Source organism: Sphingosinicella sp. BN140058, assembly GCF_004135585.1.
In the GTDB taxonomy this organism is placed as follows: domain Bacteria; phylum Pseudomonadota; class Alphaproteobacteria; order Sphingomonadales; family Sphingomonadaceae; genus Allosphingosinicella.
The window spans coordinates 1,073,022-1,097,617 of the sequence record NZ_CP035501.1; the positions used below are offsets into that span (position 1 = coordinate 1,073,022).

General features: G+C 67.3%; 21 protein-coding genes and 1 tRNA gene. 11 read left to right on the forward strand and 11 right to left on the reverse strand.

Going from position 1 to position 24,596, the window contains the following annotated elements; all coding sequences use genetic code 11:
* Nucleotides 1-4 precede the first annotated feature (4 nt).
* A complete protein-coding gene (locus tag ETR14_RS04815) occupies nt 5-3,001 on the reverse strand; it encodes a glycosyl hydrolase family 28-related protein (protein ID WP_129383609.1) in 2,997 nt (998 codons plus the stop codon).
* A 128-nt stretch (nt 3,002-3,129) separates the two neighbouring features.
* Here ETR14_RS04815 and ETR14_RS04820 point away from each other — a divergent pair, with 128 nt between their 5' ends.
* A complete protein-coding gene (locus ETR14_RS04820) occupies nt 3,130-3,990 on the forward strand; it encodes an alpha/beta hydrolase (RefSeq protein WP_243455768.1) in 861 nt (286 codons plus the stop codon).
* Here the strand turns inward: ETR14_RS04820 and ETR14_RS04825 are convergent.
* Nucleotides 3,987-5,093: an MBL fold metallo-hydrolase gene (locus ETR14_RS04825; RefSeq protein ID WP_129383611.1), complete on the reverse strand. Its 1,107-nt coding sequence runs from the start codon at nt 5,091-5,093 to the stop codon at nt 3,987-3,989. The two genes, ETR14_RS04820 and ETR14_RS04825, sit on opposite strands and share 4 nt — an antisense overlap.
* A 27-nt stretch (nt 5,094-5,120) precedes the next feature.
* On the reverse strand, nt 5,121-5,780 hold the full coding sequence (locus ETR14_RS04830; protein WP_206186052.1) for a DUF1013 domain-containing protein: 660 nt from the start codon (nt 5,778-5,780) through the stop codon (nt 5,121-5,123).
* 231 nt (nt 5,781-6,011) lie between these two features.
* Between ETR14_RS04830 and ETR14_RS04835 the strand changes: the two genes are divergently transcribed.
* The gene (locus ETR14_RS04835; protein WP_129383613.1) at nt 6,012-6,419 is read left to right on the forward strand and encodes a hypothetical protein; all 408 of its coding nucleotides are present in this window, start codon (nt 6,012-6,014) and stop codon (nt 6,417-6,419) included.
* Nucleotides 6,420-6,543: 124 nt separating this feature from the next.
* On the opposite strand, the gene ETR14_RS04840 is transcribed toward ETR14_RS04835, so the two are convergent.
* The 3 genes from ETR14_RS04840 to ETR14_RS04850 all read right to left on the reverse strand — a co-directional run bounded on the left by ETR14_RS04840 (nt 6,544) and on the right by ETR14_RS04850 (nt 10,997).
* Complete coding sequence (locus ETR14_RS04840) at nt 6,544-7,164, reverse strand: glutathione S-transferase family protein (protein ID WP_129383614.1); 621 nt, start codon at nt 7,162-7,164, stop codon at nt 6,544-6,546.
* A gap of 136 nt (nt 7,165-7,300) precedes the next feature.
* On the reverse strand, nt 7,301-9,964 hold the full coding sequence (locus ETR14_RS04845) for a DEAD/DEAH box helicase family protein (protein WP_129383615.1): 2,664 nt from the start codon (nt 9,962-9,964) through the stop codon (nt 7,301-7,303).
* Nucleotides 9,965-9,995: 31 nt separating this feature from the next.
* Nucleotides 9,996-10,997, reverse strand: coding sequence for an NAD(P)H-quinone oxidoreductase (locus tag ETR14_RS04850; protein WP_243455769.1), 1,002 nt, complete (start codon nt 10,995-10,997; stop codon nt 9,996-9,998).
* 80 nt (nt 10,998-11,077) lie between these two features.
* Here ETR14_RS04850 and ETR14_RS04855 point away from each other — a divergent pair, with 80 nt between their 5' ends.
* From ETR14_RS04855 to ETR14_RS28130, 5 genes are all read left to right on the forward strand, one after another.
* Nucleotides 11,078-11,275 (forward strand): DUF1192 domain-containing protein, encoded by a 198-nt coding sequence (locus ETR14_RS04855; protein WP_129383616.1) that lies wholly within the window; start codon nt 11,078-11,080, stop codon nt 11,273-11,275.
* A 124-nt stretch (nt 11,276-11,399) separates the two neighbouring features.
* On the forward strand, nt 11,400-13,754 hold the full coding sequence (gene clpA / locus ETR14_RS04860; protein ID WP_129383617.1) for an ATP-dependent Clp protease ATP-binding subunit ClpA: 2,355 nt from the start codon (nt 11,400-11,402) through the stop codon (nt 13,752-13,754).
* Between the two features lie 185 nt (nt 13,755-13,939).
* Nucleotides 13,940-15,754, forward strand: coding sequence for a DUF885 family protein (locus ETR14_RS04865; RefSeq protein ID WP_129383618.1), 1,815 nt, complete (start codon nt 13,940-13,942; stop codon nt 15,752-15,754).
* Nucleotides 15,755-16,005: 251 nt separating this feature from the next.
* Nucleotides 16,006-16,548 carry a hypothetical protein gene (locus ETR14_RS04870; RefSeq protein ID WP_243455770.1) on the forward strand — a complete coding sequence of 181 codons (543 nt, stop codon included), beginning with the start codon at nt 16,006-16,008 and terminating at the stop codon, nt 16,546-16,548.
* Between the two features lie 142 nt (nt 16,549-16,690).
* A complete protein-coding gene (locus ETR14_RS28130; RefSeq protein ID WP_165356315.1) occupies nt 16,691-16,846 on the forward strand; it encodes a hypothetical protein in 156 nt (51 codons plus the stop codon).
* Nucleotides 16,847-16,864: 18 nt separating this feature from the next.
* Here the strand turns inward: ETR14_RS28130 and ETR14_RS04875 are convergent, their stop codons facing one another.
* Together ETR14_RS04875 and ETR14_RS04880 are read right to left on the reverse strand one after the other, a co-directional pair.
* A complete protein-coding gene (locus ETR14_RS04875) occupies nt 16,865-18,310 on the reverse strand; it encodes a family 43 glycosylhydrolase (protein WP_129383619.1) in 1,446 nt (481 codons plus the stop codon).
* A gap of 44 nt (nt 18,311-18,354) precedes the next feature.
* Nucleotides 18,355-19,074 (reverse strand): acetylxylan esterase, encoded by a 720-nt coding sequence (locus ETR14_RS04880; RefSeq protein ID WP_129383620.1) that lies wholly within the window; start codon nt 19,072-19,074, stop codon nt 18,355-18,357.
* A 131-nt stretch (nt 19,075-19,205) separates the two neighbouring features.
* Here ETR14_RS04880 and ETR14_RS04885 point away from each other — a divergent pair, with 131 nt between their 5' ends.
* A complete protein-coding gene (locus ETR14_RS04885; protein WP_129383621.1) occupies nt 19,206-19,577 on the forward strand; it encodes a hypothetical protein in 372 nt (123 codons plus the stop codon).
* A gap of 77 nt (nt 19,578-19,654) precedes the next feature.
* On the opposite strand, the gene ETR14_RS04890 is transcribed toward ETR14_RS04885, so the two are convergent.
* On the reverse strand, nt 19,655-20,098 hold the full coding sequence (locus ETR14_RS04890; protein ID WP_129383622.1) for a hypothetical protein: 444 nt from the start codon (nt 20,096-20,098) through the stop codon (nt 19,655-19,657).
* A gap of 558 nt (nt 20,099-20,656) precedes the next feature.
* Between ETR14_RS04890 and ETR14_RS04895 the strand changes: the two genes are divergently transcribed.
* Both ETR14_RS04895 and ETR14_RS04900 read left to right on the forward strand, forming a co-directional pair.
* Nucleotides 20,657-21,016 carry a DUF3060 domain-containing protein gene (locus ETR14_RS04895; RefSeq protein WP_165356316.1) on the forward strand — a complete coding sequence of 120 codons (360 nt, stop codon included), beginning with the start codon at nt 20,657-20,659 and terminating at the stop codon, nt 21,014-21,016.
* Nucleotides 21,017-21,159: 143 nt separating this feature from the next.
* Nucleotides 21,160-21,528, forward strand: a complete 369-nt coding sequence (locus ETR14_RS04900) for a DUF2809 domain-containing protein (RefSeq protein ID WP_165356317.1) — start codon at nt 21,160-21,162, stop codon at nt 21,526-21,528.
* Nucleotides 21,529-21,628: 100 nt separating this feature from the next.
* Here the strand turns inward: ETR14_RS04900 and ETR14_RS04905 are convergent.
* Nucleotides 21,629-21,701: transfer RNA gene (locus ETR14_RS04905), tRNA-OTHER, on the reverse strand.
* 32 nt (nt 21,702-21,733) lie between these two features.
* Nucleotides 21,734-23,101, reverse strand: coding sequence for a hypothetical protein (locus tag ETR14_RS04910; protein WP_129383625.1), 1,368 nt, complete (start codon nt 23,099-23,101; stop codon nt 21,734-21,736).
* A gap of 187 nt (nt 23,102-23,288) precedes the next feature.
* Here ETR14_RS04910 and ETR14_RS04915 point away from each other — a divergent pair, with 187 nt between their 5' ends.
* On the forward strand, nt 23,289-24,581 hold the full coding sequence (locus tag ETR14_RS04915) for a serine hydrolase (RefSeq protein ID WP_129383626.1): 1,293 nt from the start codon (nt 23,289-23,291) through the stop codon (nt 24,579-24,581).
* Nucleotides 24,582-24,596: the final 15 nt, after the last annotated feature.

Here is a 24,596-nt window from a genome sequence, read left to right on the forward strand (position 1 = left end):
GCCCTCACAGGGCGATCGCGTACAAGGCATGGTGGCTGAGGATGAACAGGGTTCGTCCGTCGGTCCCGCCCACCACCAATTGCAGGGGCCGTTCCGGCGTATCGATCCGCCGGATCAGGCTGCCGTCCGGCGCGTAGACGAAGACCTGGCCGTTCGCGACATAGACGTTGCCTGCTGCGTCTCGCGCGACGCTCTCGCCGCCCCGCTCCGCAAACACCTTGAGGTCGGTGAGGCTGCCACCGTCGCCGATGAGGCCGCTATAGGTCTTGTTCTCCGAACCGTTGGTAACGAACACCCGCTCGCCGGCCTTCGCCGGCACGAGGCCGTAGGCGTCGAGCGTGTCCGACCAGCGCCAGCCGAGATGATCGAGCGGCCCCTGATTCCACACGCGGAACGCGGGCAGCACCAGCGAGCCGTCGGGCGAGACATATTCCTGCGTCTTGGGACGGCCGATGTCGCGCGCGAACATCTCGGCCAGAGTGGTGAATTCGTAAGTTTTGGGATCGAGCTGGTCGCGGAATTCGCCATTGTTCCAGATGTTGACCGGCAGCAGGGTCGCGGCGTCGCGGCGCGCTCTCGTCGGCGTTGGCGCGATCGCCTTCACCTCCGCCGGCAAGTCGGGATCGATGCTGTAGACGCTGGCGTCGGGCCCGGCCGACGCCAGGACGAGCAGGTCGCCGGAGCGGGCGACCGCCAGGTTGATCGGGTCGAGCGGCGCGTCGGCGACGATCTCCAAGCCCTTCTCGCGCGACCAGCGGTGGATGCGCTGGAAGAAGCGATCGATGAAATAGAGCCGGCCCTTGTCGTCCGTCGCCCCGCCGGCGATCGAATAGAAGCCGTCCGCCAGCTTCTCGACGCCCGGCGTGATCGGGATCGCCGGTGCGGTCGCCGCCTGCGCCGGCGCCGCCGGTACGTCGAGCCAGGCGAATTCGCGCTCCCGCACCTCCTGCTGACGGGTCATGTCCTTGATCGCATTCTCGAACGGATATTTGCTGGCACGCGTGTAGGTGCCGCAGCCCTTGGCATCGCAGCTGGCAAAGCCGCTCTCCGCATTGACATGGACGTTGCGGAAACGGATCGCGCCCGAATTGTAGAGTTTCACCGCCGCATCCATCGGCTTGATCGAGCGGGTGACCCGGTAGCCGTGATAATTGGCGAACAGGATGTTGCGGGAATTGCGAATCTCGGTCGAGATCGCGTCGACGCCGTCGCGCACCTCCTGCTCGGTCTGCGGCGCGAGGAACTCCCAATTCTCGACTCCATCGAGCACGATCTCGGCCCGGTAATGATGCTCTGCCGAGAGCTGGTAGACGTACCCTGGGGTCTTGGTGTCGGTGACGTGGAAGCCCGATTGCGCGAGCGTGTTCGGCGACCAGATGGCGGTGAAGGTGCCGCCGCCACCGTCGGTCACCCAGATGCTCGGATGCTGGCCGTCGAAATGGGCGCGCGGATCGCCATAGCCGATCGGGCTGCCCGGCCCGAGCACGGTGCCGCCGCCGCCCTGGATCTTGACGTCGTTGACCTCCGATTTCTCGCCGGCCCGCCACAGCAAGGCGGTGGCGCGGGTATTGATGCCGCCGGTCCACAGGCCGATGCCGGAGACCAGGGCATTGCCGCCTTTCGCACTCTCGATGAGCGCCTTGGGTCCGCCGACTCCCATATAGGCCGGGGTCTCGTCAGGCAGGTAGATGTGAGTGAGGCTCGGATGGAGCGAGACCAGCACCGTGTCGGGTCGCAGTTTCAGCGTATCGGTCACCCGATAGCGGCCCATCGGGAGATAGATGACTCGGTGGGTGTCGATCGCGCGCTGCAACGCCTTGGTGTCGTCCGTGGCGTCGTCGCCCTTGGCGCCGAGATCGCGGACATTGGCCCATTGCGCCACCGGCGGCAGCGTCCGGATCGCGGGCGCGCGCCGCGCCGGCAGCTTGCCAAGGGGCGCCGCCTGAAACTCGGTCGCGTAATCGCCGACGGTGCCGAGCGCGGGCAGCTTCAGGCCATAGCTGAAGTTCGACACGCGGTAGCTGGCGCCCGGCCCAGCCAGAGCCTTGCCGCTGTCGCGGAAGCGGGCGAAGGTCGGCGTGCCGCGTGCCAGTGCATTGTCGAAGCCGACCTGGGTGAACACGCTGCCCTCGTTGCTGATCACCACCCCGGCGCGCGACACGTTCTCGAACCGCACGTCCTTGCCCCACAGCGAGTCGCTGTAACCACGGTCGATCTCGATCCCGACCGGCACGTTCTTGATCGCGACGTTGACGAGGGTGAGGTCGACCTCATGCTCACGGATCGCGGCGTCGCGCTGGCCGTCGAACTCGGAATCAATCAGAGTGAACTGCCAGGCCGGCGAGGTCTTTTCGGAGACGATGCCGTAGCGACCGCCGTAGAAGCGCAGATTCTCGAATTCGTTGCCGGCCTGATAGACGCCGGCGAAGCCCGAGCCGATGTGGAAATCGATGTGCCTGAGATAGCCGTGCTGGGCGACCCGGAAACGCACCGCCGTGGCGCCGGCATTGCCGTCGCCGATCTCGAAATCGACGTTGGAAAGCGCCGAATAGAAAGTGCTCGATGTTGCGTCGTAGACGTTGGGATCGAACGGCACGCTGGTCGGCGGCGGCACCGCGACCTTGCCGACCCGATACTGGTCCTCGCCGGTGAAGCTCACCATGGTCGCCACACCCGATCCGAAGCCGGGCGTGTTGTCGCCGAGCAGGATCACGGGTCGGGTCTTGCCGACGCCGAAGATCCGCACCGCCGGCCGAACGAAGATTGTCCGCGATATCCGGTAACGGCCGGAGGGCAGGAAGACGATGCCGCCATGGCCGCCCTCGGCGGCGCGGTCGATCGCCCGCTGCAGCGCCGCACTGTCGTCGGCCTTGCCGTCGCCGATCCCCTCGACCGTGATCGCGCGCGGATCGTCGGGCCTGGTCAGATAGACGGAGGTGGACTTGGCCATCAACGGTGCGGGTACCAGCACCAACGCGATCGTCGCCGCCCAAGCCTTCATCCATCGTCTCCCGTGTCTCGCCGAAACTGTAGCGGTCGACGGCTCCACCATCATGTGCGACCAAGGTCGTAATGGCCAAGCCGCGAGCCTCGCTCGATCACCTTCTGGCCGTTTGCTGGAGAGTGTTCGTGAAGCCGTCATCCCTCGCCGCGCTTGTCGCTTTGTTGCTGCCCTTGGCGCCCGCGGTGGCGCAGACTGCCGAGCCCATCTCCGTGCCGCTCTGGCCCGACGGTGCACCCGGCTCGGAAGCACATCGCGGCGAGGCCGAGCGGATCGAGAACACCTATGTCCACAACGTTCACGCGCCTTCGCTGACGGTGTTTCCCGCCGCTGCCAGCCACGCCAACGGCAGCGCGGTGATCGTCGTGCCCGGCGGCGGCCACCACATGCTGGTCTGGGTGAACGAGGGCATGGCACCCGCCAAGGCGCTCAACCGCTACGGCATCACCACGTTCGTGCTCAAATACCGCCTCGCCCGCGAGCCAGGCTCCGCGTACGCGGTCGAGCGCGAGGCGACGGCGGATCTCGCCCGCGCAATCCGTTACGTGCGCAGCCACGCCGCCGATTACGGCGTCGATCCAGCCCGCATCGGCGTCATGGGTTTCTCGGCCGGCGGCGAGCTCGTCTCCCTGGTCGCGGACAACCCGTTGCCCGCCTCGCCGCCGCGCGACGCGGTCGACCGAGTCAGCGCCCGCCCCGATTTCCAGATCCTGATCTATCCGGGCCCGCTCGGCACCCCGGCGAAACAGCCGAAGGGCGCGCCGCCCGCCTTCATCGCCGCCGGCAGCCTCGACGGCTGCTGTGCCCCGCCCGCGCTCACCCTCTATTCGCAGCTGAACGCCGCCGGCGTTTCGGCCGAACTCCACATGTTCGCCGACACCGACCACGGCTTCAATCTCGGCACCAAATCGGAGCGGATCTCGATCCTGCACTGGCCCGATCGCCTCGCCGACTGGATGAGCGACGGCGGCTGGTTCCGGCCGCGCTAGAGCAAGGACGAGAGCGCTCGCCACCAGGCGACGCCGTCGACCATTTCCCGCGTCGCCCGCCCGTCGACCTCGAGGTAGCGCAGGTGCGCCAGCGCCTCGCCGGTGGCGAGACCGTACACCTTGTCCTCGATCCGCCGCGCGAACAGGGTGCCGAAACAGTCCACCGCGCGCCGCGGCTCGGACAAGCGGGCGTGCAGCGCATCGAGCCGGTCGCGATGCCCGAACTCGAGCGCGTCGAGCCGGGCGTGCAGGCCGGTGAACGGCTCGCCATGCGACGGCAGGACGAGCAGGTCGCCGGACAGGGCGCGCATCTTCTCGATCGACGCGAGCCACTCGCCGAGCGGATCCGCCTCGGGCTCGCTGAGGCCGAGCGAGACGTTCGACGTGATCTTGGGGAGCACTTGGTCGCCGGCGATCAGCACTTTGGCATCCTCGTCGACAAGGCACAGATGTTCGGGACAATGGCCGGAGCCGATCACCGCTCGCCACGTTCGATCGCCGATCCGGACGCTGTCGCCGTCGGCGATCCGGACGAAGCCGACCGGCACCGGCGACACCACCGACGCGAACCGGCCCCAGCCGCGGGCGCGCTCCGCCGCGATCCGCTCTTCGTCCCAACCGGCCGCGCGCCAGAAGGACTCCGCCTCGGGCGGCGGCGCGTCGCGGACGTCGATCGCGAGCATGCGCGCGTACAGCCACTCGCCCCGCGTCATCCACAAGGGAACCGCAAACCGCTCGCACAGCCAGCCCGCGAGGCCGACATGGTCGGGGTGGAAATGGGTGACGATCACCCGCGTGATCGCCCGCCCGGCCAGCGGGCCGCCGAGCAGGGCTTCCCACGCCTCGCGGCATTCGGGAATATCGAGCCCGGTGTCGACCAGAGCGACGCCGTCGCCGTCTTCGAGCACCCAGATGTTGATATGCTTGAGGGAGCCGGGCACCGGCAGCCGCGCCCAGCCGATGCCGGGCGCGATCGGGATCAGGTCACCGCCGTCAGGGACACGCCGCCCCAATGGATAGGTGAGTTGCTTGTGCGTGTAGGGTTCGTCCGAGCCGACCAGCGAGACGTCGGGCGCCTGCGGCTCGGGCGAAGCGTCGGTCATTGATTGCGGCCGCCGGGGCTCCCGGGCTCAGCTCTTGAACGGATCGACGAAGCCCAGGCCGTTATCCTCGGCGGCATGCGCGGCTTCGGCATCGCGAGCGAGCGCATCGCGCTCGCGGCGCAGCTCGGAGATCAAAGCGGCGCGATCGCCGTCGAGCGTCGCATCGGTCTGCGGCTGCTCGATCCCGGCCTGCTTGGCGGCCTTTGCCACGAAGGCATCGAGTTCGCGCTGCGAGCAGAGGCCCAGCGTCACCGGATCCTTGGGCTGGATGTTGGCAATGTTCCAGTGGCTGCGATCACGGATCGCCGCGATCGTCGTGCGGGTGGTGCCGATCAGCTTGGAGATCGCGCCGTCCGAGATTTCGGGATGGTTGCGGATGATCCAGGCGATTCCGTCCGGCTTGTCCTGCCGCTTCGACACCGGCGTGTAGCGCGGCCCCTTGGTGCGGCGGGTCGGATCCGGCTCCTTGTGGATGCGCAGGCGGTAATCGGGATCGTCCTGCCCGCGCGCAATCTCTTCCAGGGTGAGCTCGCCGGCGCGCACCGGATCGCGCCCGGTCAGCTTGGTCGCGGCGGTGTCGTCGGCGATCGCCTGCACTTCGAGGATGTGCAGCCCGCAAAAGTCGGCGATCTGCTCGAACGTCAGCGAACTGTTGTCGACCAGCCAGGACGCGGTCGCATGGGGCATGAGCGGCTGGGCCACGTGTCGTCTCCACAAACAATAAGGGCCGCCCCTTCCCGGAGCGGCCGAACATGCCCGATCATCTAGTCCACCGAGGGGGCAAGGGCAAGGAGATTGGGCTGCCTTGCCGCCGATTTGCCCTTTCCGGCGTCCTCCGCCGCAGCATTGCCGCAATCGGATCATGTTTCCGCCCGGAAGCCGGATGAGGCTGCTGCAAACAACAAGGGGAGTTTCGATATGACAGCGAAGATCGGCTTCTGCCTGCTCGTTGGCCTGCTCGCCGCCGAGCCGCTTCTCGCCGCCGAGCTGATCGACCCAGCCCGGTCGACGCTGCAACGCGGCGCCTTTGCCGGGGCGCGATTGCGCGTGCCGCTCGGCGCCCGCGATGCCCCTCGCTTCGGAGTCGCGCTCGCCCCGACCCAGCGCGAACGGGAGACCGGAGCCACTGCCCTCGCGGCCGGACTCGAACTCGGCTTCACCGGTCGCGGCCATTTTGAACTCGCCGCCGCCGGCAAGCCGCTCCGCTTCGACGGCGAGCGCAAGTCTGGTGTCTCCACGCTCGGCTGGATCGGGATCGGCGCCGGCGTGGCACTCGTCGTCGGCGGCTTGCTGTTCATCGACGCCGTGCGGGATTCCAGCGACTGAAGGGAACCCAGGCGCCGCCCGCTTCGGATCGTACGGCCGTGATTCACACGGCGCATCGCTCCGGATGGATGCGGATCAATGCGGTTATCCCCTCCACGATGTCGTGGAGGGGCAAATAGAAAGCCTATTCGGCAATCCCGACATAACCGGGCGTCGCCTTCACCCGCGCGAGCCAGGCGCCCAGATCCGGATAGGCGCCGAGATCGAACCCGCCCTCTTCGGCGACATGGGTGTAGGCGTAAAGGGCGATGTCGGCGAGGGTGAGCCGGTCACCGACGAAGAAGGCGCGAGAGGCGAGATGGTCGTCCATCAGCGTCAGCGCCGCCTCGCCCGCCACCCGCTTGGCCGGGATCAGCGCCCGCTGCGCGTCGCTGAGCGCCGCCTCGCCGACATAGGCCAGCCAGAAGCGCAAGGTGGCGACGTTCGGCTCGTGATTATATTGTTCGAAGAACATCCAGCGCAGCATGTCGGCGCGGTCGAAGCGGTGGTCCGGCACGAGCGCCGAACCGTCGGCGAGGTAGAAGCAGGCGGCATTGCTTTCGGGAAGCGCGCGGTCGCCGATCTGCAGCACCGGGATCCGGCCGTTGGCGTTCACGTCGCGCAGGAATTCGGGCGTTCGCGTTTCGCCCTTGAGGATGTCGTACTCGCGCCGTTCGAGCGGCAGCCCGAGCAGGGCGGCGGTGAGCCTGATCTTGTAGCAATTTCCGGAATTGGCATATTCGTGGAGAACGAGGGTGTCGGTCATCAAGGCATTCCTTCGGGTCGCGCGGAGCCGCCTCGGCCGTGATCCGGCCGCGGAAGACGGGCTGCCTACCCGTGCTCTGCTTGTGGTCCCCGCCGCCTCTTTCGCCGATCGTTTCGGCCTTGTCCATGCGCCGAGATCATAGCCAGGCGGATTGACGATCCACCCGGCGCTGGAAACCCGCGGCAAAGGCTTGCACCCGTGCCCGGAGCAGCAGCAAACGGCCCTCCGCCGTACGGGCGAAGACGAGCCGCGAACTGCCGACCCGGCGGACCCACAGGGTGTGGAATTGCTCGGCCCATTCCTTGCGGCGCGCCAGCGCGGCAGGAACGGCGTGATAATCAGCCCGCTGCCGCCCCCAAAGCCAGCTGCGCCGGACCAGCAGATAGCGCGGATTGCGCACTGGCCCGAGGATCTCGGCCATCGCCTCGATCAGGACATGCTCGGTTGCGCGGGAGACGCCGTGGACGACGACGACGTGGCGGCCGGCCAAGCTGCGCCGGATCTCGAAACGGGCGCATTCGGCCTCGTCATCCGAGACCAGTTCGGCCGCGTTGAGCGCCTCCAGCACGGCGCGCGCAACCTGTTCGAGGCTGCCTTCGAGCGAACCGTTACGAATCAGCAGCCAGGCGGCGCGGAGCAGGTTCGGAGCGGCGGCGAGCGCGCCGGCGCCGGCCGCGGCCATTGCGGCCGCGCCAATCCCGCCGAGCCCGTCGATACCACGCAGCGCGTCGGCCGCGGCAAGGGCGCCGCTCGCTGCGGCGGTGATTCCGAGCCAGCGCAGAGTGTCGCGCCAGGCGAGCACACGGGGCGCGTAACGCGGCGCCACGATCTCGCGGACATGCGCATGTGGCGCCGCCTCACCCAGCGATCTTTCCCAGCGCGCCCGGATCCCCGGCCGATCGCCCGCGATCGCGAAGCTGCGCGCGTTCCACGCCTCAGGGTCCGGATCGGGTAGGCCAAGCCGCTCCAGGCCGCTCAGGATCTGCGGCCCCCAATTGGCGACTCCCTCGAACGCTCGAAAGCGGCGATCGAGCAGGTCGAGATCCGAGCCTGGCTCGTCACCGTCGTCGAGCCGACCCCAGTCGAGCCGGCGACGGAGCGTCCCCCAGGCGCTCGGCAACGCCTCCACCGTCGCCAGATGCCAGATATTGGCGACCTTGCCGGGGCATGCCGGATCGATGCGGATCGCCCGGCCGCGCATCTGGTTGGAGAGCATGAAGGCGGCACTGTTGCTGGCGAGCACCAGGCTGTTCACCGCCGGCGCGTCCCAGCCTTCGCCGAGCAGAGCCTGGGTGCCGACCAGGATCCTGATCTCGCCCGTGCAGAACAACGTGGTGACCAGATCGACCAGCACGGCCTCGGCGGCGCCCGACGCGCTTATCCGGAAGAAGCCGGGACAGGCGAGGATCGGGTGCGCTGCGATCAGCGCATCGGCGAGGCCGCGCCGGCGGGCCTGCGTGCGCAGCGCCATCGCCGCCGCGCTGGGCAGGATGACAAGGCCGCCGGTCAGCACCCCGATCGGCTGGCGGCCGATGCGCGCGCGGCGCAGCGCCTCGAAGATCGGCACGACGCCGAGCTTGGCGGGCGCGAGGCGTGCGCTGCGGCTGCGCGGCAGATCGGCGGCGCGGACATGGTCGCTCAGCACGACCAGCCGAAGCCCTTCGCCGAGGCACTCGGCCTCGCGCCGGGCAATGTCGACGATGCTGTCGAGCTTGGCCAGGCTTGCCGCCATCCGTCTGAATAGGCTGCGGCCCTCGCGCAGACGCACCCTGCCGCCTTCGATCAGGCCGAGCGGCTCCAGCGCCGCCTTGATCGCGGTCCGGCGCTCGCGCGTCATCGGGAAGGCGTCGCGATGGCGGTACAGCAGGCCGTCGAGCAGCACCTCCAGCCAGAATAACGACGGCGCCGGCAGCGTCCGGCGGCTGGCGCCGAGCAGATCCAGCGGCGCCCGCGGCAACGGCCGCCGGGCCGCGGCGAGATGGACCATGACCGCCGACAGCATCTCGGGTGCCTCGAGGATCGGCTCCAGATTGCGCCTGGGATCGGTGAGCCAGGGATGCCGTTCGAGTCCGTCGAGGAACGGCGCGTCCGAGCGGAGTTCGGCAACGAGGGCGGCGAATCCTTTGCGGCGGCGGTCGAGCAAGGCGAGCGTGTCCGCGTCGGGCCGGGACACGACGACATGATCCTGGTGCGGACAGAGGTCTCCGTTGCGGACCAGCTCCGGCACGCCGATTTCGAGGTCGATCGGGCCGCATAGCGCCTCGTAGCGCGCCCATTCCGCATGCGGCGCATCATAGGGTGGTGTCGCGGTCAGGGCGACGAGATGGGCCCCCGGCAACGCATCGACCAGCGCCTGGAGCGCGTTCCACCATTCCCGCCGCAGATGATGCGCCTCGTCGAGCAGGAGCGACACCGGCCCGATCGCCTCGAGCCGCGTGACCAGCGCGGCGAAGCGGCCGTCCTCCGCATCTGTCCACAGGGCGTGCAGCGCCTGGTAGGTGGCCACCGTCATGGCGCCGGGCGCAGCGAGATCGCTCGACAGCTCGCCCGGCTGCGGCGGCTCGGGCAGGAAATGGGGGACGAGCCGGCTGCACCATTGATCGCGGATCGTCCGGGTCGGTGCGAGCACGAGCGCCGGCTGGCCGAGGCGGCGCATCAGTTCGAGCCCGAGCACCGTCTTGCCCGATCCTGGTGCGGCGACGACGTGCAGCCGCCGGTCGGCGGCATGGCGATCGAACTCCTCGAGCGCCCGAGCCTGATAATCGCGCCACACGCCCGAAAAGCGCATTCGCGACAGCATCCCCGCTCGCGGGCCTAGCGCGCCGCTGCGGTCATGCGACCGTCAGCACGATCTTGCCGACATGATCGCCCGCTTCCATTCGCCGGTGCGCGTCGGCGGCCTCGGTGAGCGGAAAGTCGCCGTCGATGATCGGGCGGAGCTCGCCGCTTTCGATCAGCGGCCAGACCCGGGCCCGCAATTCTCCGGCGATCCCGGCCTTGAAGGCGGCATCGCGGGCGCGCAGCGTCGAGCCGGTCAGGGTCAGCCGCTTGCGCATGATCGGCCAGAGCGGGATCTGCGCGTCGGCGCCGCGCTGGGCGGCGATCGAGACGTGGCGGCCGTCCTCGGCCAGGCAGGCGAGGTTCCGCGGCACGTAATCGCCGCCGACCATGTCGAGGACGAGGTCGACGCCGCGCCCCCCGGTCAGCGTCTTGACCTCGGCGACGAAATCCTGCGCGCGATAGTCGATGGCATGGGCCGCCCCGATCTCCAGCGCCCGTGCGCATTTGGCAGCGCTGCCGGCGGTGACGATCACGTTCAGCCCAAGCGCTCTGCCGAGCAGGATCGCGGTGGTGCCGATGCCGCTGGTGCCGCCGTGAACGAGGATCGTCTCGCCGGCCTGCGCTGCACCGCGCTGGAAGACGTTGCTCCACACGGTGAAGAAGGTTTCGGGAAGTGCCGCGGCCTCGATCAGCGACAGGCTCGCCGGCACCGGCAGGCACTGCCCCGCCGGCGCCGCGCAATATTCGGCATAGCCGCCGCCCGAAACCAGGGCGCACACCTTCATACCGAGCATGGCCGGCGCCACCCCCTCGCCGAGCGCCGCCACCTCGCCGGCAATCTCCAGCCCCGGAATCGACGGCGCGCCCGGCGGCGGCGGATAGAAGCCCTGGCGCTGGACGACGTCGGGGCGGTTGACGCCGGCGGCGGCGACTCGGATCAGCACCTCGCCGGGCGCGGCGCGCGGCAGCGGCCGCTGAACGGGGACGAGCAATTCGGGGCCGCCGGCCTCGGCGGGGTCGATGGCAGTCATGTGCGGGGGGAACGTGGTCATGGCGCCACGGTCGCCGCGAAAGCGCGCCGGCGCAAGAGGCTGCGGTTGACAGCCGGCGGCGGGCAACGGAACCTGGCGCCATGGACCTCGACGAGCTCTTCCCGGACAAACCCGGTGACCCGCTGGTCCTGCTGGTCAAGCAGGATCTCGATCCCCTCTCGGTCGACGAGCTGCACGCGCGCATCGCCATTCTCGAAGGCGAAATCGCCCGGGTGCGGGCCAAGATCGCCGCCGCCGTCGATCATCGCGCAAATGCGGATTCGCTTTTCAGAAAATGAAACCTTCGCTGGAACATATTGGTGATCCGCCAGCTTTTTCAGACACGCGCTTGATCGGGCCGGGAGAGACCCAACATCAGGGCAAACGGCCCTTCCGTTCGGGGCGGGCCAGTAGGAGTAGCTAATGCCGTCATTTGCCCGCGAACTCGAGCAAACCCTGCATACGGCGCTCGCCGAAGCGAGCGGCCGCAAGCACGAATATGCGACGCTCGAGCACCTGCTTCTCGCGCTCATCGAGGATACCCATGCCAGCCGAGTCATGAAGGCATGCGGCGTCGATTTGAACGAGCTTCGCGAAGCCGTGCGCATGTATCTCGACAACGAACTGGAAGCGCTCAAGGTCGAAGGCGATACCGATCCTTCGCCAACCAGCGGCTTCCAGCGCGTCGTCCAGCGCGCCATTCTCCACGTCCAGTCGTCCGGCCGTGACGAGGTCACCGGCGCCAACGTGCTGGTCGCCCTCTTCTCCGAGCGCGAATCCTACGCGGTCTATTTCCTGCAACAGCAGGACATGAGCCGGCTCGACGCGGTCAGCTACATCAGCCACGGCGTCGGCAAGGGCGAGACCGCGGCCGAGCCGACCGAGGTCAAGGGTGCCGAGGAGACCAAACAGGAGGAGGGCAAGAAGAAGTCCGAATCCGCCTTGAAGCAGTTCACCGTCAACCTGAACGAGAAGGCGCAGAACGGCCGTGTCGATCCGCTGATCGGCCGCGGACCCGAAGTCGACCGCACCGTCCAGATCCTCTGCCGTCGGTCGAAGAACAACCCGCTCTATGTCGGTGATCCCGGCGTCGGCAAGACCGCGATCGCGGAAGGCCTGGCGCGCAAGATCATCGAGGGCGAGGTGCCGGATGTCCTCAAGGAAGCCGTCATCTATTCGCTCGACATGGGGGCCCTGCTCGCCGGCACCCGCTATCGCGGCGATTTCGAGGAGCGTCTGAAGGCGGTGGTGACGGAGCTCGAGAAGCTGCCGCACGCCATCCTGTTCATCGACGAGATCCATACCGTGATCGGCGCCGGTGCCACGTCCGGCGGCGCGATGGACGCGTCCAACCTGTTGAAGCCGGCCCTGTCGGGCGGGACGATCCGCTGCATCGGATCGACCACCTACAAGGAGTTCCGGAACCATTTCGAGAAGGACCGCGCCCTCCTCCGCCGCTTCCAGAAGATCGACGTCAACGAGCCGACGATCGAGGATACGGTGAAGATCCTGGCCGGGCTCCGGACTGCTTTCGAGGAGCATCACAACGTCAAGTACACGCCCGACGCGATCAAGGCGGCGGTCGAGCTCTCGGCGCGCTACATCAACGACCGCAAGCTGCCGGACAAGGCGATCGACGTGATCGACGAGGTCGGCGCGATGCAGATGCTGGTGCCGCCGTCCAAGCGCAAAAAGACGATCACCACTAAGGAAATCGAGACGGTCATCTCGACGATGGCGCGAATTCCGGCCAAGAGCGTGTCGTCCGACGACAAGAAGACGCTGGAGCATCTCGAGCGCGATCTGAAGCGGGTGGTGTTCGGCCAGAACCGGGCGATCGAGGTCCTTTCCTCGGCGATCAAGCTCAGCCGGGCCGGCCTTCGCGATCCCGACAAGCCGATCGGCAACTACCTCTTCTCCGGCCCGACCGGCGTCGGCAAGACCGAGGTGGCGCGCCAGCTGGCGACGATCATGGGCATCCCGCTGCAGCGCTTCGACATGTCCGAATATATGGAGCGTCACTCGGTCAGCCGGCTGATCGGCGCGCCTCCGGGCTATGTCGGCTACGATCAGGGCGGCCTCTTGACCGACGCGGTCGATCAGCATCCGCACTCCGTGCTGCTGCTCGACGAGATCGAAAAGGCGCATCCGGATCTGTTCAACATCCTGCTGCAGGTGATGGACAACGGCAAGCTCACCGATCACCACGGCAAGACGGTCGATTTCCGCAACGTCATCCTGATCATGACGACCAATGCGGGCGCCAGCGACATGGCGCGCGAGGGCGTCGGCTTCGGCAACGTCACCCGCGAGGGTGAGGACGAGGAAGCAATCAAGCGGATGTTCACCCCGGAATTCCGCAACCGCCTCGACGCGATCGTGCCGTTCGACTACCTCCCCACCGAGGTCGTCGCCCGCGTGGTGGACAAGTTCATCCTCCAGCTCGAGCTGCAGCTGGCGGACCGCAACGTCCACATCGATCTCGACGAGGAAGCGCGCAAATGGCTGACCGCGCGCGGCTACGACAAGATGTACGGCGCACGCCCGATGGGCCGCCTCGTCCAGGAGAAGATCAAGCAGCCGCTCGCCGAGGAACTGCTCTTCGGCAAGCTCGTCCACGGCGGCGAGGTCAAGGTCACGATCAAGGACAATGCGCCCTCGTTCGAGATCATCCCGGCCCCGCCCAAGCCCTCCAAGCGCAAGGGCAAGAAGGCCGAAGGCGAACAGGACGCTCCGGCCGAAGGCAGCGCCGAGGAGGGGAAGGCCGAGCAGGCGTAAGCCGCACGCCTCTGCAGCTCCATTGAACGAAAAGGCCTCTCCCGCGCATGCGGGGGAGGCTTTTTCTTTGGCGGCGCCACTCGCCCGCTCGAGATCACCGAACTACGTCCGGCTTGACCACTCCGATTGAAAACCCCGTCCCGCCAGCTACAAACCGACCTCCTGCCCCTTTCCGGAGTCCTGCCATGCACCGCCGCCAGTTCCTGTCTTCCGCAGCGATGGTCGGGCTCGTTGCGGCATGGCCGGTCATGGCCCGGGCGCAAGGCGGCAAGGCGAGCGGTGCCGATGCGAAGCTCCGCGCGTTGCTCGACGAATTCTTCTACGCGCGGCTCGACGAATCTCCCGAGGAGGCGACCTCGCTCGGGCTCGACACCGGCGCCCGCGCGCCGCTCAGAGGCAAGCTGTCCGATCTCTCCCGCGCTGGCGCCGGGCGCCAGCTCGCCCGCACCAAGGCCGAGCTGGCCCAGCTGCGCACGGTCGATCGCGCCGCTCTGAGCGAAGCGTCCAAACTCGACGTCGAGATCGTCGAATACAGCCTCACCCGCGCCATTGCCGGCGAGCGCTTCGGCTATGGCGACACGCTCGGCCGCTACGCCCCCTACATCCTGTCTCAGCTTTCCGGCGCCTATCGCGACGTGCCCGATTTCCTCGCCAACACCCATGAAGTGCGCAATGCCGCCGACGCCGATGCCTATGTCGCGCGGATCGAGGCCTTTGCCGGTGCGATCGACCAAGAGACCGAGCGCCAGCGCGCCGATGCGGCGAAGGGCGTGTTCGCGCCCGATTACATCCTCGACACCACGTTGAAACAGCTCGGCCAGGCGCGCGACGTCCCCGCCGCACGGAGCCGGCCGGTCACCGATCTTGCCGCCAAGCTCAAGGCTGCGGGCCTGCCGCCCGAGCGTGCCGCCGCGGTGGAGAAATTGATGGCCGAGCGCGTGTTCCCGGCGCTCGACCGCCAGCGCGCGCTGGTCACCGAGCTTCGCGCCAAGGCGGTGCACGATGCCGGCGTCTGGCGCCTGCCCGACGGCGAAGCCTTCTACGCCGCCGCGGCCAGCGCCGCGACCACCACCGAGCTGACCGGCGACGAGATCCACCGCCTCGGCCTCGACCAGGTTGCGGAAATCCAGGGCCGCATCGACGGGATCCTTAAGGCGCAGAGCATGACCCAGGGCAGCGTCGGCGAGCGGCTGGTCGCGCTCAACCAGCGTCCCGACCAGCTCTTTCCCAACACCGATCCCGGTCGGGAAGCCCTGCTGGAGGCACTGCGCGGACAGATAAAGGCGATGGAGAAGCGCCTGCCCGAGCAATTCGCCGTGCTGCCGCGGGCGCCGGTGGAAGTCCGCCGCGTTCCCGAAGCGATCCAGGCCGGCGCGCCCGGCGGCTATTACGAGGCCGCCTCGCTCGACGGCTCCCGCCCGGCCATCTATTTCATCAACCTGCGCGACACCTTCGACCGGCCCAAATTCGGCCTTGCCACCCTCAGCTATCACGAGGGCGTGCCCGGCCACCATCTTCAGGTGATGTCGGCGCTGGAGAGCGACGACATTCCGCTGATCAGGCGCCGCGGCGGCTATTCGGGCTATACCGAGGGCTGGGCGCTCTATTCGGAGCAGCTCGCCGACGAGATGGGGATGTACGAAGGCGATCCGCTGGGCCAGGTCGGCTACCTCCAGTCCTTGCTGTTTCGCGCCACCCGCCTCGTCGTGGACAGCGGCATGCACGCCAAGCGCTGGAGCCGCGAGAAGGCGACCGATTACTTCCTCGCCACCACCGGCATCGCCCGGGGACGCGGCCAGGGCGAGATCGATCGCTATATGGTCTGGCCCGGACAGGCGTGCAGCTACAAGATCGGCCACACCGTCTGGACGCGCCTACGCGACGAGGCGCGTATCAGGGCGGGCTCCGGCTGGGATCCGAAGCAATTTCACCGCGTGCTGACGCTCGGCGCAATGCCCCTGACGGTGCTCGAGCGGATCGCGCGGGCACGCATGGGGTAAGCTTCCGGAGGTACACCAGCGCAGGATTGCCGGCTCGAACATCGTCGGCACCGCAGGCGCGAGTCTTGCCGGACATCGCCACACCCATTCCTATGCCGACGCGCAGTCCTGCCAGGGGTCTGCGCGTGGCAAGTCTTTACATCCATTCGCTGCACGCTACCCTCGAGTGCGAGGGGTGACTGCGACGCGGCTCGAGGTGATGCGGGAAGAATCCGGCCCATGAACCGCACGCGCGATCAGGGGGACCATAGATGTCGAGTGGCGTTCACGAGGCCGCTTCTGCGCCGGGCGGGGAGAAGGTCCGATTCTGGTTTGTCCGCACCGCCGCACTTTGCCTGTTCGCAGCGGCAACGTCCTGCGGCGAGTATGAACCTCCTCCTCCACATCTTGCCTTCGGCGATCTGCCGGTCAGCGGCAGCCTCTCCGATGCCCGTTACGCCGGGTTCGGCGGATGCATCGAGGATACGACCAGCCTGCGCTGCTTCCGTCGAGGCGTGACGTTTGAGGGCAAGGGTCCGTTCAATGCCGCCGTCGATCTGGGCGGATCGGCCGGGAGCAAGGGCTTTGCGCAAGTCACGCTCTGGCACGATCGAGACCAGGATGCCTTCCTCGCCGTCAGCGAGAGCTTGAAGAAGACCGGGTGGAAGGAATGTTTCACCGGCAACGATCGGAAAGGCGATCAGGCCGTCTATTCCCGACAGGGCGAGCGTGTGAAAATCCTCATGGATCTCAGCTATTTCGGCAAGCGCCGCCTGAGGATCGCGCCCGCATCGAGCGCAGAGGCCCGCTGCTGAACGTCCTTCCGGGCACGCTGAGCGTCCAGCAAATCTCCAGCGCAACCGGCGCGCCGCGTGCTCAGCTTGACTGCCTTCGCCTCCGGACGAGTTGCGGCCCCTCGCGCCGGCTTGTGCGTTGGGACGGCAAAGGAGACGCAACATGACCACACATCCGAAGCCTGGCAACGAGCCTGATCAGAAGGACATGTCGGGCGCGCTCGACATCGAGAGCGAGACCCCTCATCCTTCGGCGACGCTCCCGAACAGGGCCGAGGAGGCGGAGGAAGAGGCAGCACGGCTAGGCGATTTCGCCTGACCCGAACCGGGAACCGGCTCAGGGCAGACGGAAGCTCCACTGCCCGGCGTCGTTCGCCGGATCGAAGCGCGCCAGTGTCGGCGTGCTCGCGCCGATCGCGATCAGCGCCGCATCCTTGCCGGCCGCCGTCCCGGTCTTCGGCATGATCCGGTAACGGCCGTTGGTAAGCTGGTCGATCCGCCATAACTGCGCGTCCGCGCCCGTGAAGCGGGGCACCGCCTCGACCTCGCCATTGGCCGCGGCTGCCAAGGTGCGCTCGGTCCCGGCGATGCTGATCCGGTAATAAGGCGCGCCGAAAAAGCCGCCCGCTTCCGCCACCGGAGTCACCGTCCAATGCTGGTGCGGCCGCACCATGTAGGCGGCAAGATCGACGCCGACTGTTCCCGCGGGCCACCCCTTCATATCCTCCGCAAGAGATTGCGACGGGATCGGCTGGACCGGGTCGTCGGGCGAGGCCATGAAGCTGCGGCGGGAATCGAAGTCGATCCGCTTGAAGTCGACCGCGAGTTCGAGCGCATTGCCGCTGCGCGCCGACTGGATCTCGTAGGTACCGAGGCGCACGTTCTCGCCGGCAACCGGCCAGCCGTCCTGCCACCGCAAGGGCTCGACCGCGAGCACGCTGCGGCCGCTACGCTGCATGTCGGCCTCGTAATGCATCGAGAATTTCTCGACGCCGTCGCCGAGCTGGATCAGGCCGAAATGGCCCGGTCCGATGCCGCGGCCGTGCGCGGCGGCGACCAGCGTGCCGCCGCCTTTCAGGAGAGGAATACCCATCCGATCGACATAGGGGCCGAGCACGTCGCGGGAGCGGCCGACCCGGATGTTGTAGGTGGAATTGGGCCCGTCGCAGCAGGTGCCGTGGGTGCCGAGCAGATAATAATAACCGTCGCGGTACAGGAGCGCGGTCGCCTCCATGTCGATCGCGATGTCGGTCGGCGCGCTGCCGGCCCGGCGCGCGCCGGTGGCAGGATCAAGCTCGACGATGCGGATGAAACCGAAATAGGTTCCATAGCTCAGCCACAGTCGCGCACCCGCGAGCAGAAAGGCGGGATCGATCGCGTCCGCATTTTCGCGGCCGTCGCTCGACGCGACCACGCCGACGTCGTGATACTCGAAATCCGGGGACTTAGGGTCGAGCGACCGGGTCCACATGACCTTGATCTGGCTCGCATGGCCGCCGTTCATGCCGCCGCCGCCGACCGCATAAGCGACATAATAGCGATCGCCGATCTTGATCACGTCGGGCGCGAGGCCGCCGCCGGGGCGGACCGGTCCTGGCAGCCAGGTCCAGCCGTCGTCCGAGACGAGACCGCCCGCCCGCGTTCCGAACGTATAATAGCGTCCACCGGATTCCACGATCGTCGACGGATCGTGGATGAAGGGCTTGCCGGCGAGTTGCGCCGAGGCAGGCACCGCCGACAGGCCAAGCGCCAGGCACGCAGCCACTGCAGGTTTGAACTTCATACCCACCCCTTCTTGCTTTCCGCCTGCACCGATGACGCGCACCATCATCGGGTTCGCACCGCAAGGCCGCGGATCGGCGCGCCCTGATCGTCGAGGAAGCGGACGCAGAAATCACTGAGCCCCGGCCCGTTGATCACCGCGCCCCAGACGACGTTGCGGCCCTTGCGCAGGGTCAGGCGCGGCGAGACGACATCGTCCATTACCATCCGCCGGTCGTCGAACAGACCTGCCGCCTCCTTGCCGTTGAGCCACCAGATCGAGGCGGAGTTGGAGCCGAGTGCCATCCGGACGTTCCGGCGCTCGACGGGGCTGTCGATCACGGTCGCGGCCCAGAAGATCACGCCATAGGTCCGCTTGCCGAGGCCCTGGGCGAAATTGAACAGGCGAACGTCGAACGACCGGGAATCGAGCGCGTGCCAGCGGAGCGGCTCGCCCGCCGTCACGACGCTGCCGTCCCGCGGCACGTTCAGGAGGTTGCCCGCGAAAGCGGGCGGTGCGAGCGCTTCGCGGACATAGCTGCCGGTGAAGCCGGCATTGCTGCGATTGGGCTTGTCGATCGGCTCCAGCAGCAGCCAGCGGCGGATGAACCCGTCCGCGTCCGGCGCGCCGGCCGTCGTGCCGGGCGGCGCGAAATGTCGCGCGAACTCGCTCGCATCGGCGGCGAGCGGCACGGGATTGGGAGCGGGCTGCGCTCGGACCTCCGATCCCACAAGCGCACAGCCCGCGGCAAGTCCCGCCACGACGATCAAGTTTCGACCACGCATCGCCTCTCCCCTGCTTCGGCGCTGCGGCCGCTTGAGCATGACAGCGCTTGCATAGCTTCAGCGTAGGGAGCAGGCTATGTTCGATTTGCGACGATAGTCAGATGAGGTGCGAGAGCAGGAGCAAGACCCTGATGCTGACACCAGGTTTGGTCCTCCTGATCGCGCAGGCCTTGCCGAGCGGCGGCAGCAACGCGCCGTCCAAGCCTCCAGAAGCGCCGCCGATGGCGTGCGAAACAGGGCGCGTGCAAAGGCGCTTCGGCGGCACGGACTGGATCGTGCTCAGCTGCGCGGACAAATTGTCGATGGTGGTCGTCTCCGCCCCGGGTAATCCGGCCTCGCCCTTCTACTTCTTCCTCAAGCCGGGCAGGGATGGCGGCTACACGATCGTCGGCGAAGGCAACGGCGATCGGCAGGCGAGCGACGCCGCCGGCGACGCGCTGTCGAAGATGACCGTGGCTGAGATGCAGGCCCTGCTTGCCGAAACGAGATCGGCCGCGCGGTAGTCGAGCCATTGCATCGTTCCCTCTGGAAGACGAACGATGTTCTGCTTCCGGTAAGCGCCGCACGAACCTTTGTACCACTACGGCGCGGCGACCCGCGCCACCTCGCCTCCAAGGGAAATCTGCAGATCGCTGCAGGCGCCGAGATTGATCTCGTCCGGATCCGGAACGTGGCGAACCAATGTGCCCGTGATAACCACGCTTTTGCCGTCATTCTTCAGGAGCTTGCTCCTGAACCGCCCGTAATCCGCAAGCGCGACGCACCTGCGCCATGCCGGATCGCCCGGCGGCGGCACCGCCTCTCGCAGGTCCCGACAATCCTTTTCGCTCGCCCAAAGATTGTGCTTGTCGTCGCCGAAGGTCAGGTATCCCGAAACGGAGACAGGGCGCCCTTGGGGAGCCGTACCCGCTTGGAAGGCCGACAAGATTGACCGAACATCGTAATCGGCGGCCAGGCCCGAAGGAGCGCCGGTGGTGGCGCATGCGACGCAGCCTGCGGCGACGATCGCGATGAACTGTTTCATCCTGAAGAGCCCCTTCGGTTGACCAAAGCTGGGATTGGTTGCTGGCGGTCGCTGTGCAAGCAATTAGAACCCGGTAGTCCTGGTCTCCGCAAATGCCGAGCGACACCTCGTTCAAAGCTGATGGACGCGTCGCGCGGAAGGCGCCTTCTCACGTCGCGGGATCATTGACGAACACACATGTTTCCTCTATGTTCTCATCTGCCGCGCCTCGAACTCCGCCGAGAGCCATCAAGGCCGCGAGCGGTTCCTCGGCTAGGGGGCGCGGCAGCCCTTGTTTGAAGGCCGAGGACCAGCATATCACTGCCCGCCCCGCCGCGACCGCCTCGTGGCCCGCGGCGTCGATCCAGCTCTCGGTCGCGGAGCGGGACGCATTGGTGCATGCGTCCCCGAGAAATCAGGTCCGGTTACGACGGGATGTCTGCACCGAAAAACCACCGTATTTACGGTCAATTCGGTCGCGGCGAGCAGCCTCATCGCGCCAACTGTCTGTACGAAGCCCGTGACCCGTGCGAAGTCGCGGCCGCGGGCGGGCGTTTCGCCCCTGACGAAGGAGATTCCATGCTGTTTGCGCCATTGCTGCTTCTGTTCGGTTCGGCCCAGACCGGCGGCGTCGGGCCGATTGAGGTGACCGCGACCACGATCGACATTGCCGGAGTCGGCCACAAGGCGACCTTGCCGTGCAAGGGCCGCACGGTGATCGTCGCCGGCAGCGGCCACGTGGTGAGATTGACCGGGACCTGCGCCGCGATCGACATTTCCGGCACCGGCAACAAGGTCAGCGTCAATCTCGCGCCCGGTGGCGCGCTGGTCGTGGCCGGGTCCGACCAGGACGTCCGCTATTTCTCGTCGGACGAGATCCGGCGCGATGTTTCAGGCGTGGACAATCGCGTCGAGCGCGCGGACACGCCGCTCGACTGACCTCTCCACCGTAGCCCGAGCGGGGCGCGTGGGCAGCGAAGCGGCCGGATCGCCCCAGCGCCACCGTCTCAGCATGCGGCGGGTCATACTGTGGAGTTCGTTTCCTGATGCCGAGCCGCAGAACAGGATATGCAGCCGCGGCTGTGGCGATATTGGGACTCGAACTGGTGATCGCGCTCGGCGTTCGCGATACGATCGTTCGCCCTCATGGCGGCGACAGCCTTGCCGTCTTGCTCGTTTATCTGGCGCTGCGGGCGGCGTTCCGCATCCGCGTGCGCACCGCAACGGCGCTCGCCCTGTTGATCGCGATAGTTGTGGAGATCGCCCAGTTTCTGGATCTGCTCGGCACCCTCGGGCTGCATGGAAATGCGATCGCCCGGGTGGTGCTCGGCACCGGGTTCGACCCGATCGATTTCGTCGCCTACGGGGTCGGGGCCGTGGCCATCCTCGCCGGGGAAGGCATCCGCCGGATATTCCGCAGCGAAGCTCCGGCGATGGCGCGCCACGGCTGAGGCGCGCCGGCCGTTGCGCTCCTGGAGCAAGATTCACGCCTTCAGTAGAAATGCGAAGCGCTTTCAGCTCAGACGATCATGGTCCAGCGTCTGAAGTTTGCCACCCGGGCTGGGCTCGAACCAGCGTCCAGTCGGAGAACGAGCCGACCGCTCTGCCACTGAGCTACCGGGTGGCACCTTTGTGTCGCGCGATCATGCCCCGCGGTCAACCCTGCTCCAGATCGGACAGCCGGTCGGTGCGCATCGGCTTGCCGCTGAATACTCCCAGGCGCTTCAAGAGACGGGCGAGATAGGGATTGCCGACATCCACGCCGTGGACGAGTTCGGGCGTCGGACGAAAGGTCTGCACCATCGTCCGTTGCCGCGCCGCCGACCATCCGCTCGCGACGGGGTCGAGGCGCGCGCGGGCGCACGCGGCCTCGATCGTTGCGCGGGTGCAGCGTATCTCCGAGCGCAGGACCGCCCAGGGCTTGGGCAATTCGCGCCAGACCTTGGTGTCGGGATGGACATCGCCGCCGTCCATGCGATGCCACGCGGCGACATCCGCCGCCATCAAGCGCATGACCTTGCCGGGCAACATTTCGTCCAGGACGGCCTCCATGCCGAGCGCTTCCACCAGCGCGATCCAATGCTCGCGGGCGCGGTTCCAGGCGGCGGCGAACAGGTTCCAGGTACTGGAATCGTTGCCCCGCCGGACGATCATGGTGGCAAGATCGATGTCGCTCCGGCGCCATGTCTCCTCCAGCCGGCCGGCGAGCTCGATCAGGATCGCGAACCAGCGGCCGAGAAGTATGCCTTTCTGCCGCTCGGTGAGGCGTGCCAGCACGTCGGCCCGCGGAAACACGTGCGCGATGGCGTACCAGTCCGTGCCCGGATCCTCCTCACACCAGTGCAGCAATTCCGCGGCGAGATCGTCGAAAGGCTTTTGCTGACCATCGATGGTGAACTCGCTGCGAAGCTTCAGGCGCGCGGCATAATAAGCGACGAACGCAGCCGTCGGCAGGCTGCCCCGGAGCTGCTCGATGCCGAGTTCGGGTGCGAGCCCGGCTCTGGCGACGAGCAGCAACCGGTGCTTGGCCTCCTCCGCCCGCAACGTCACCAGCTTGGCTTCGAGCCGGCCCGCCAGCCGAAACAGCTTGTCGTAGCGCCGGCGCGACAGCGGCAATCCGCAATCCGACCGCTGCGAACGACTCAGCCGATCCGCCTTGAAGCCCGCCGCGCCCGGGCGCTTGCCGATCAGCGCGTTCATTTCGGCGACCAGGCCCGCAATCGCTTCAGCGTCGTCGCCGGCAGGAAACTCTGCGCCAAGGAACAGCAGGGCGAGTTGTCGCGCCCTGTCGAACCTCGCCGCCGAACCTGCCGGTGCCTCGAACACCGAGGGCATGGACGACCACCCGAACCTCTGCGCGTGGGAGACCGCCACCCTGGCAGCAATCATGGCCGCGAAGCGTGCGGCGATTGCGGGCGGCAGGGATCGGCCGATGATGGCCGCCACGGCTTCGGGCGTGTCGCGGCGCGCGAATGTCGCATGCAGCTTGGCAACGGCTGTGTCGGGGGCAAGGCCTTCGGACATGACGGCAGCCTAAAGCATCGCGACGAAAAGCAGATGCCCAAAAACCTCTGCCGTCCAGCCGTGCTCAAGCACGGCTGCGAACCGACGATTCTCCGCGGTGTCCGATGATCGGAGTCCGGAAGAGCGCCTGCTTCACAGCCGGAAGTTCGGCCGCTAAGCCTTTTTCAAGAATACCGTTGGGGAGGGAATGATGTCACGAATTTTGGCGGCTGCCGCGGGATTGTCGTTGCTCCTCGCCCCGACCACGCTCGTTGCTGCCACGCCGACGAGCGCCGCCGCCGCGTCCGCAATCAGGATCGACAAGGCGCGCATCGATCGCACCCTCGCCGACATGGTCGCGAGCGGGCGCGCCTCGGGTGTCTCGGCGCTGCTGTTCCAGGATGGCCGCGAAGTCTATTTCGGAACGTCCGGCTTTGCCGATCGCGAGGCGAAGCGGCCCATGGCCCGAGACACGCTTGCTCAAATCTTTTCGATGACCAAGCCGGTGACCGGCGTGGCGCTGATGCAGCTGTGGGAGCAGGGCAAGTTCGGCCTCGACGACCCCCTCGCCCGCTATCTCCCGGAATTCGGCGAAACCAAGGTGTTCGCGGGTACCGACGCCGCCGGCAAGCCGATCCTGAAGGCGCCCGACCGGCCGATCCTGATCCGCGACATTCTCCGCCACACCGCCGGCTTCGGCTACGGCCCGGGCCCGAGCTTCCCCGAGCAGGAATTCGATCGGCTCGATCCGATACCGCTGAAGCTCGACATCGATCTCGCCGAGCTCGGGCGACGGCTGGCGCAGGTGCCCTTGCTGTTCGAACCGGGCACACGCTGGCATTACAGCGCCGCCGTCGACGTTCAGGCCCTGCTCGTCGAGAAACTCTCCGGTCAGCGCTTCGAGGATTATGTCCAGGCCCACGTCCTGCAGCCGCTCGGCATGCGCGAGACCGGCTGGACCCAGCCGGAAGCACGGTTCGGGCGGCTCGCTGCGGTCTACGCCAAGAAGCCGGGCGGGACGCTCGACCGCGTTCCCGATACCGACAACCGCCGGATGAACTTCGCCCCGAAGGCGCTCACCATGGGCGGTGCCGGTCTTGCTTCGACGGTCGACGATTACATGCGCTTTGCCCGAATGCTGCTTAACGGCGGCAGCCTCGACGGCGTCCGCATTCTCAAGCCGTCGACGGTGAAGCTGATGGCGACCGACCAGCTCGATCCGCGTGTCACCGACCGCTTGTGGCTGCCGGGCAAGGGCAATGGCGGCTTCGGAATCGATTTCTTCGTCCGAACCGGCCAGCCCAAGGATGCTCAGGAAAGCCGCGGCGCGCTCGGCGAATTCTTCTGGGACGGAATGGCCTCCACTCTGTTCTGGGTCGATCCCGCCAACAAGCTCACCGCCGTCTTTTTCGTTCAGACCGTACCTTTCGACGGCACGCTCCACCGCGACTTGCGCAAGGCGGTCTACGGACCCGATTATCTCGGCCCGAAGGGCGATTGAAACGCCCGGCCGCTT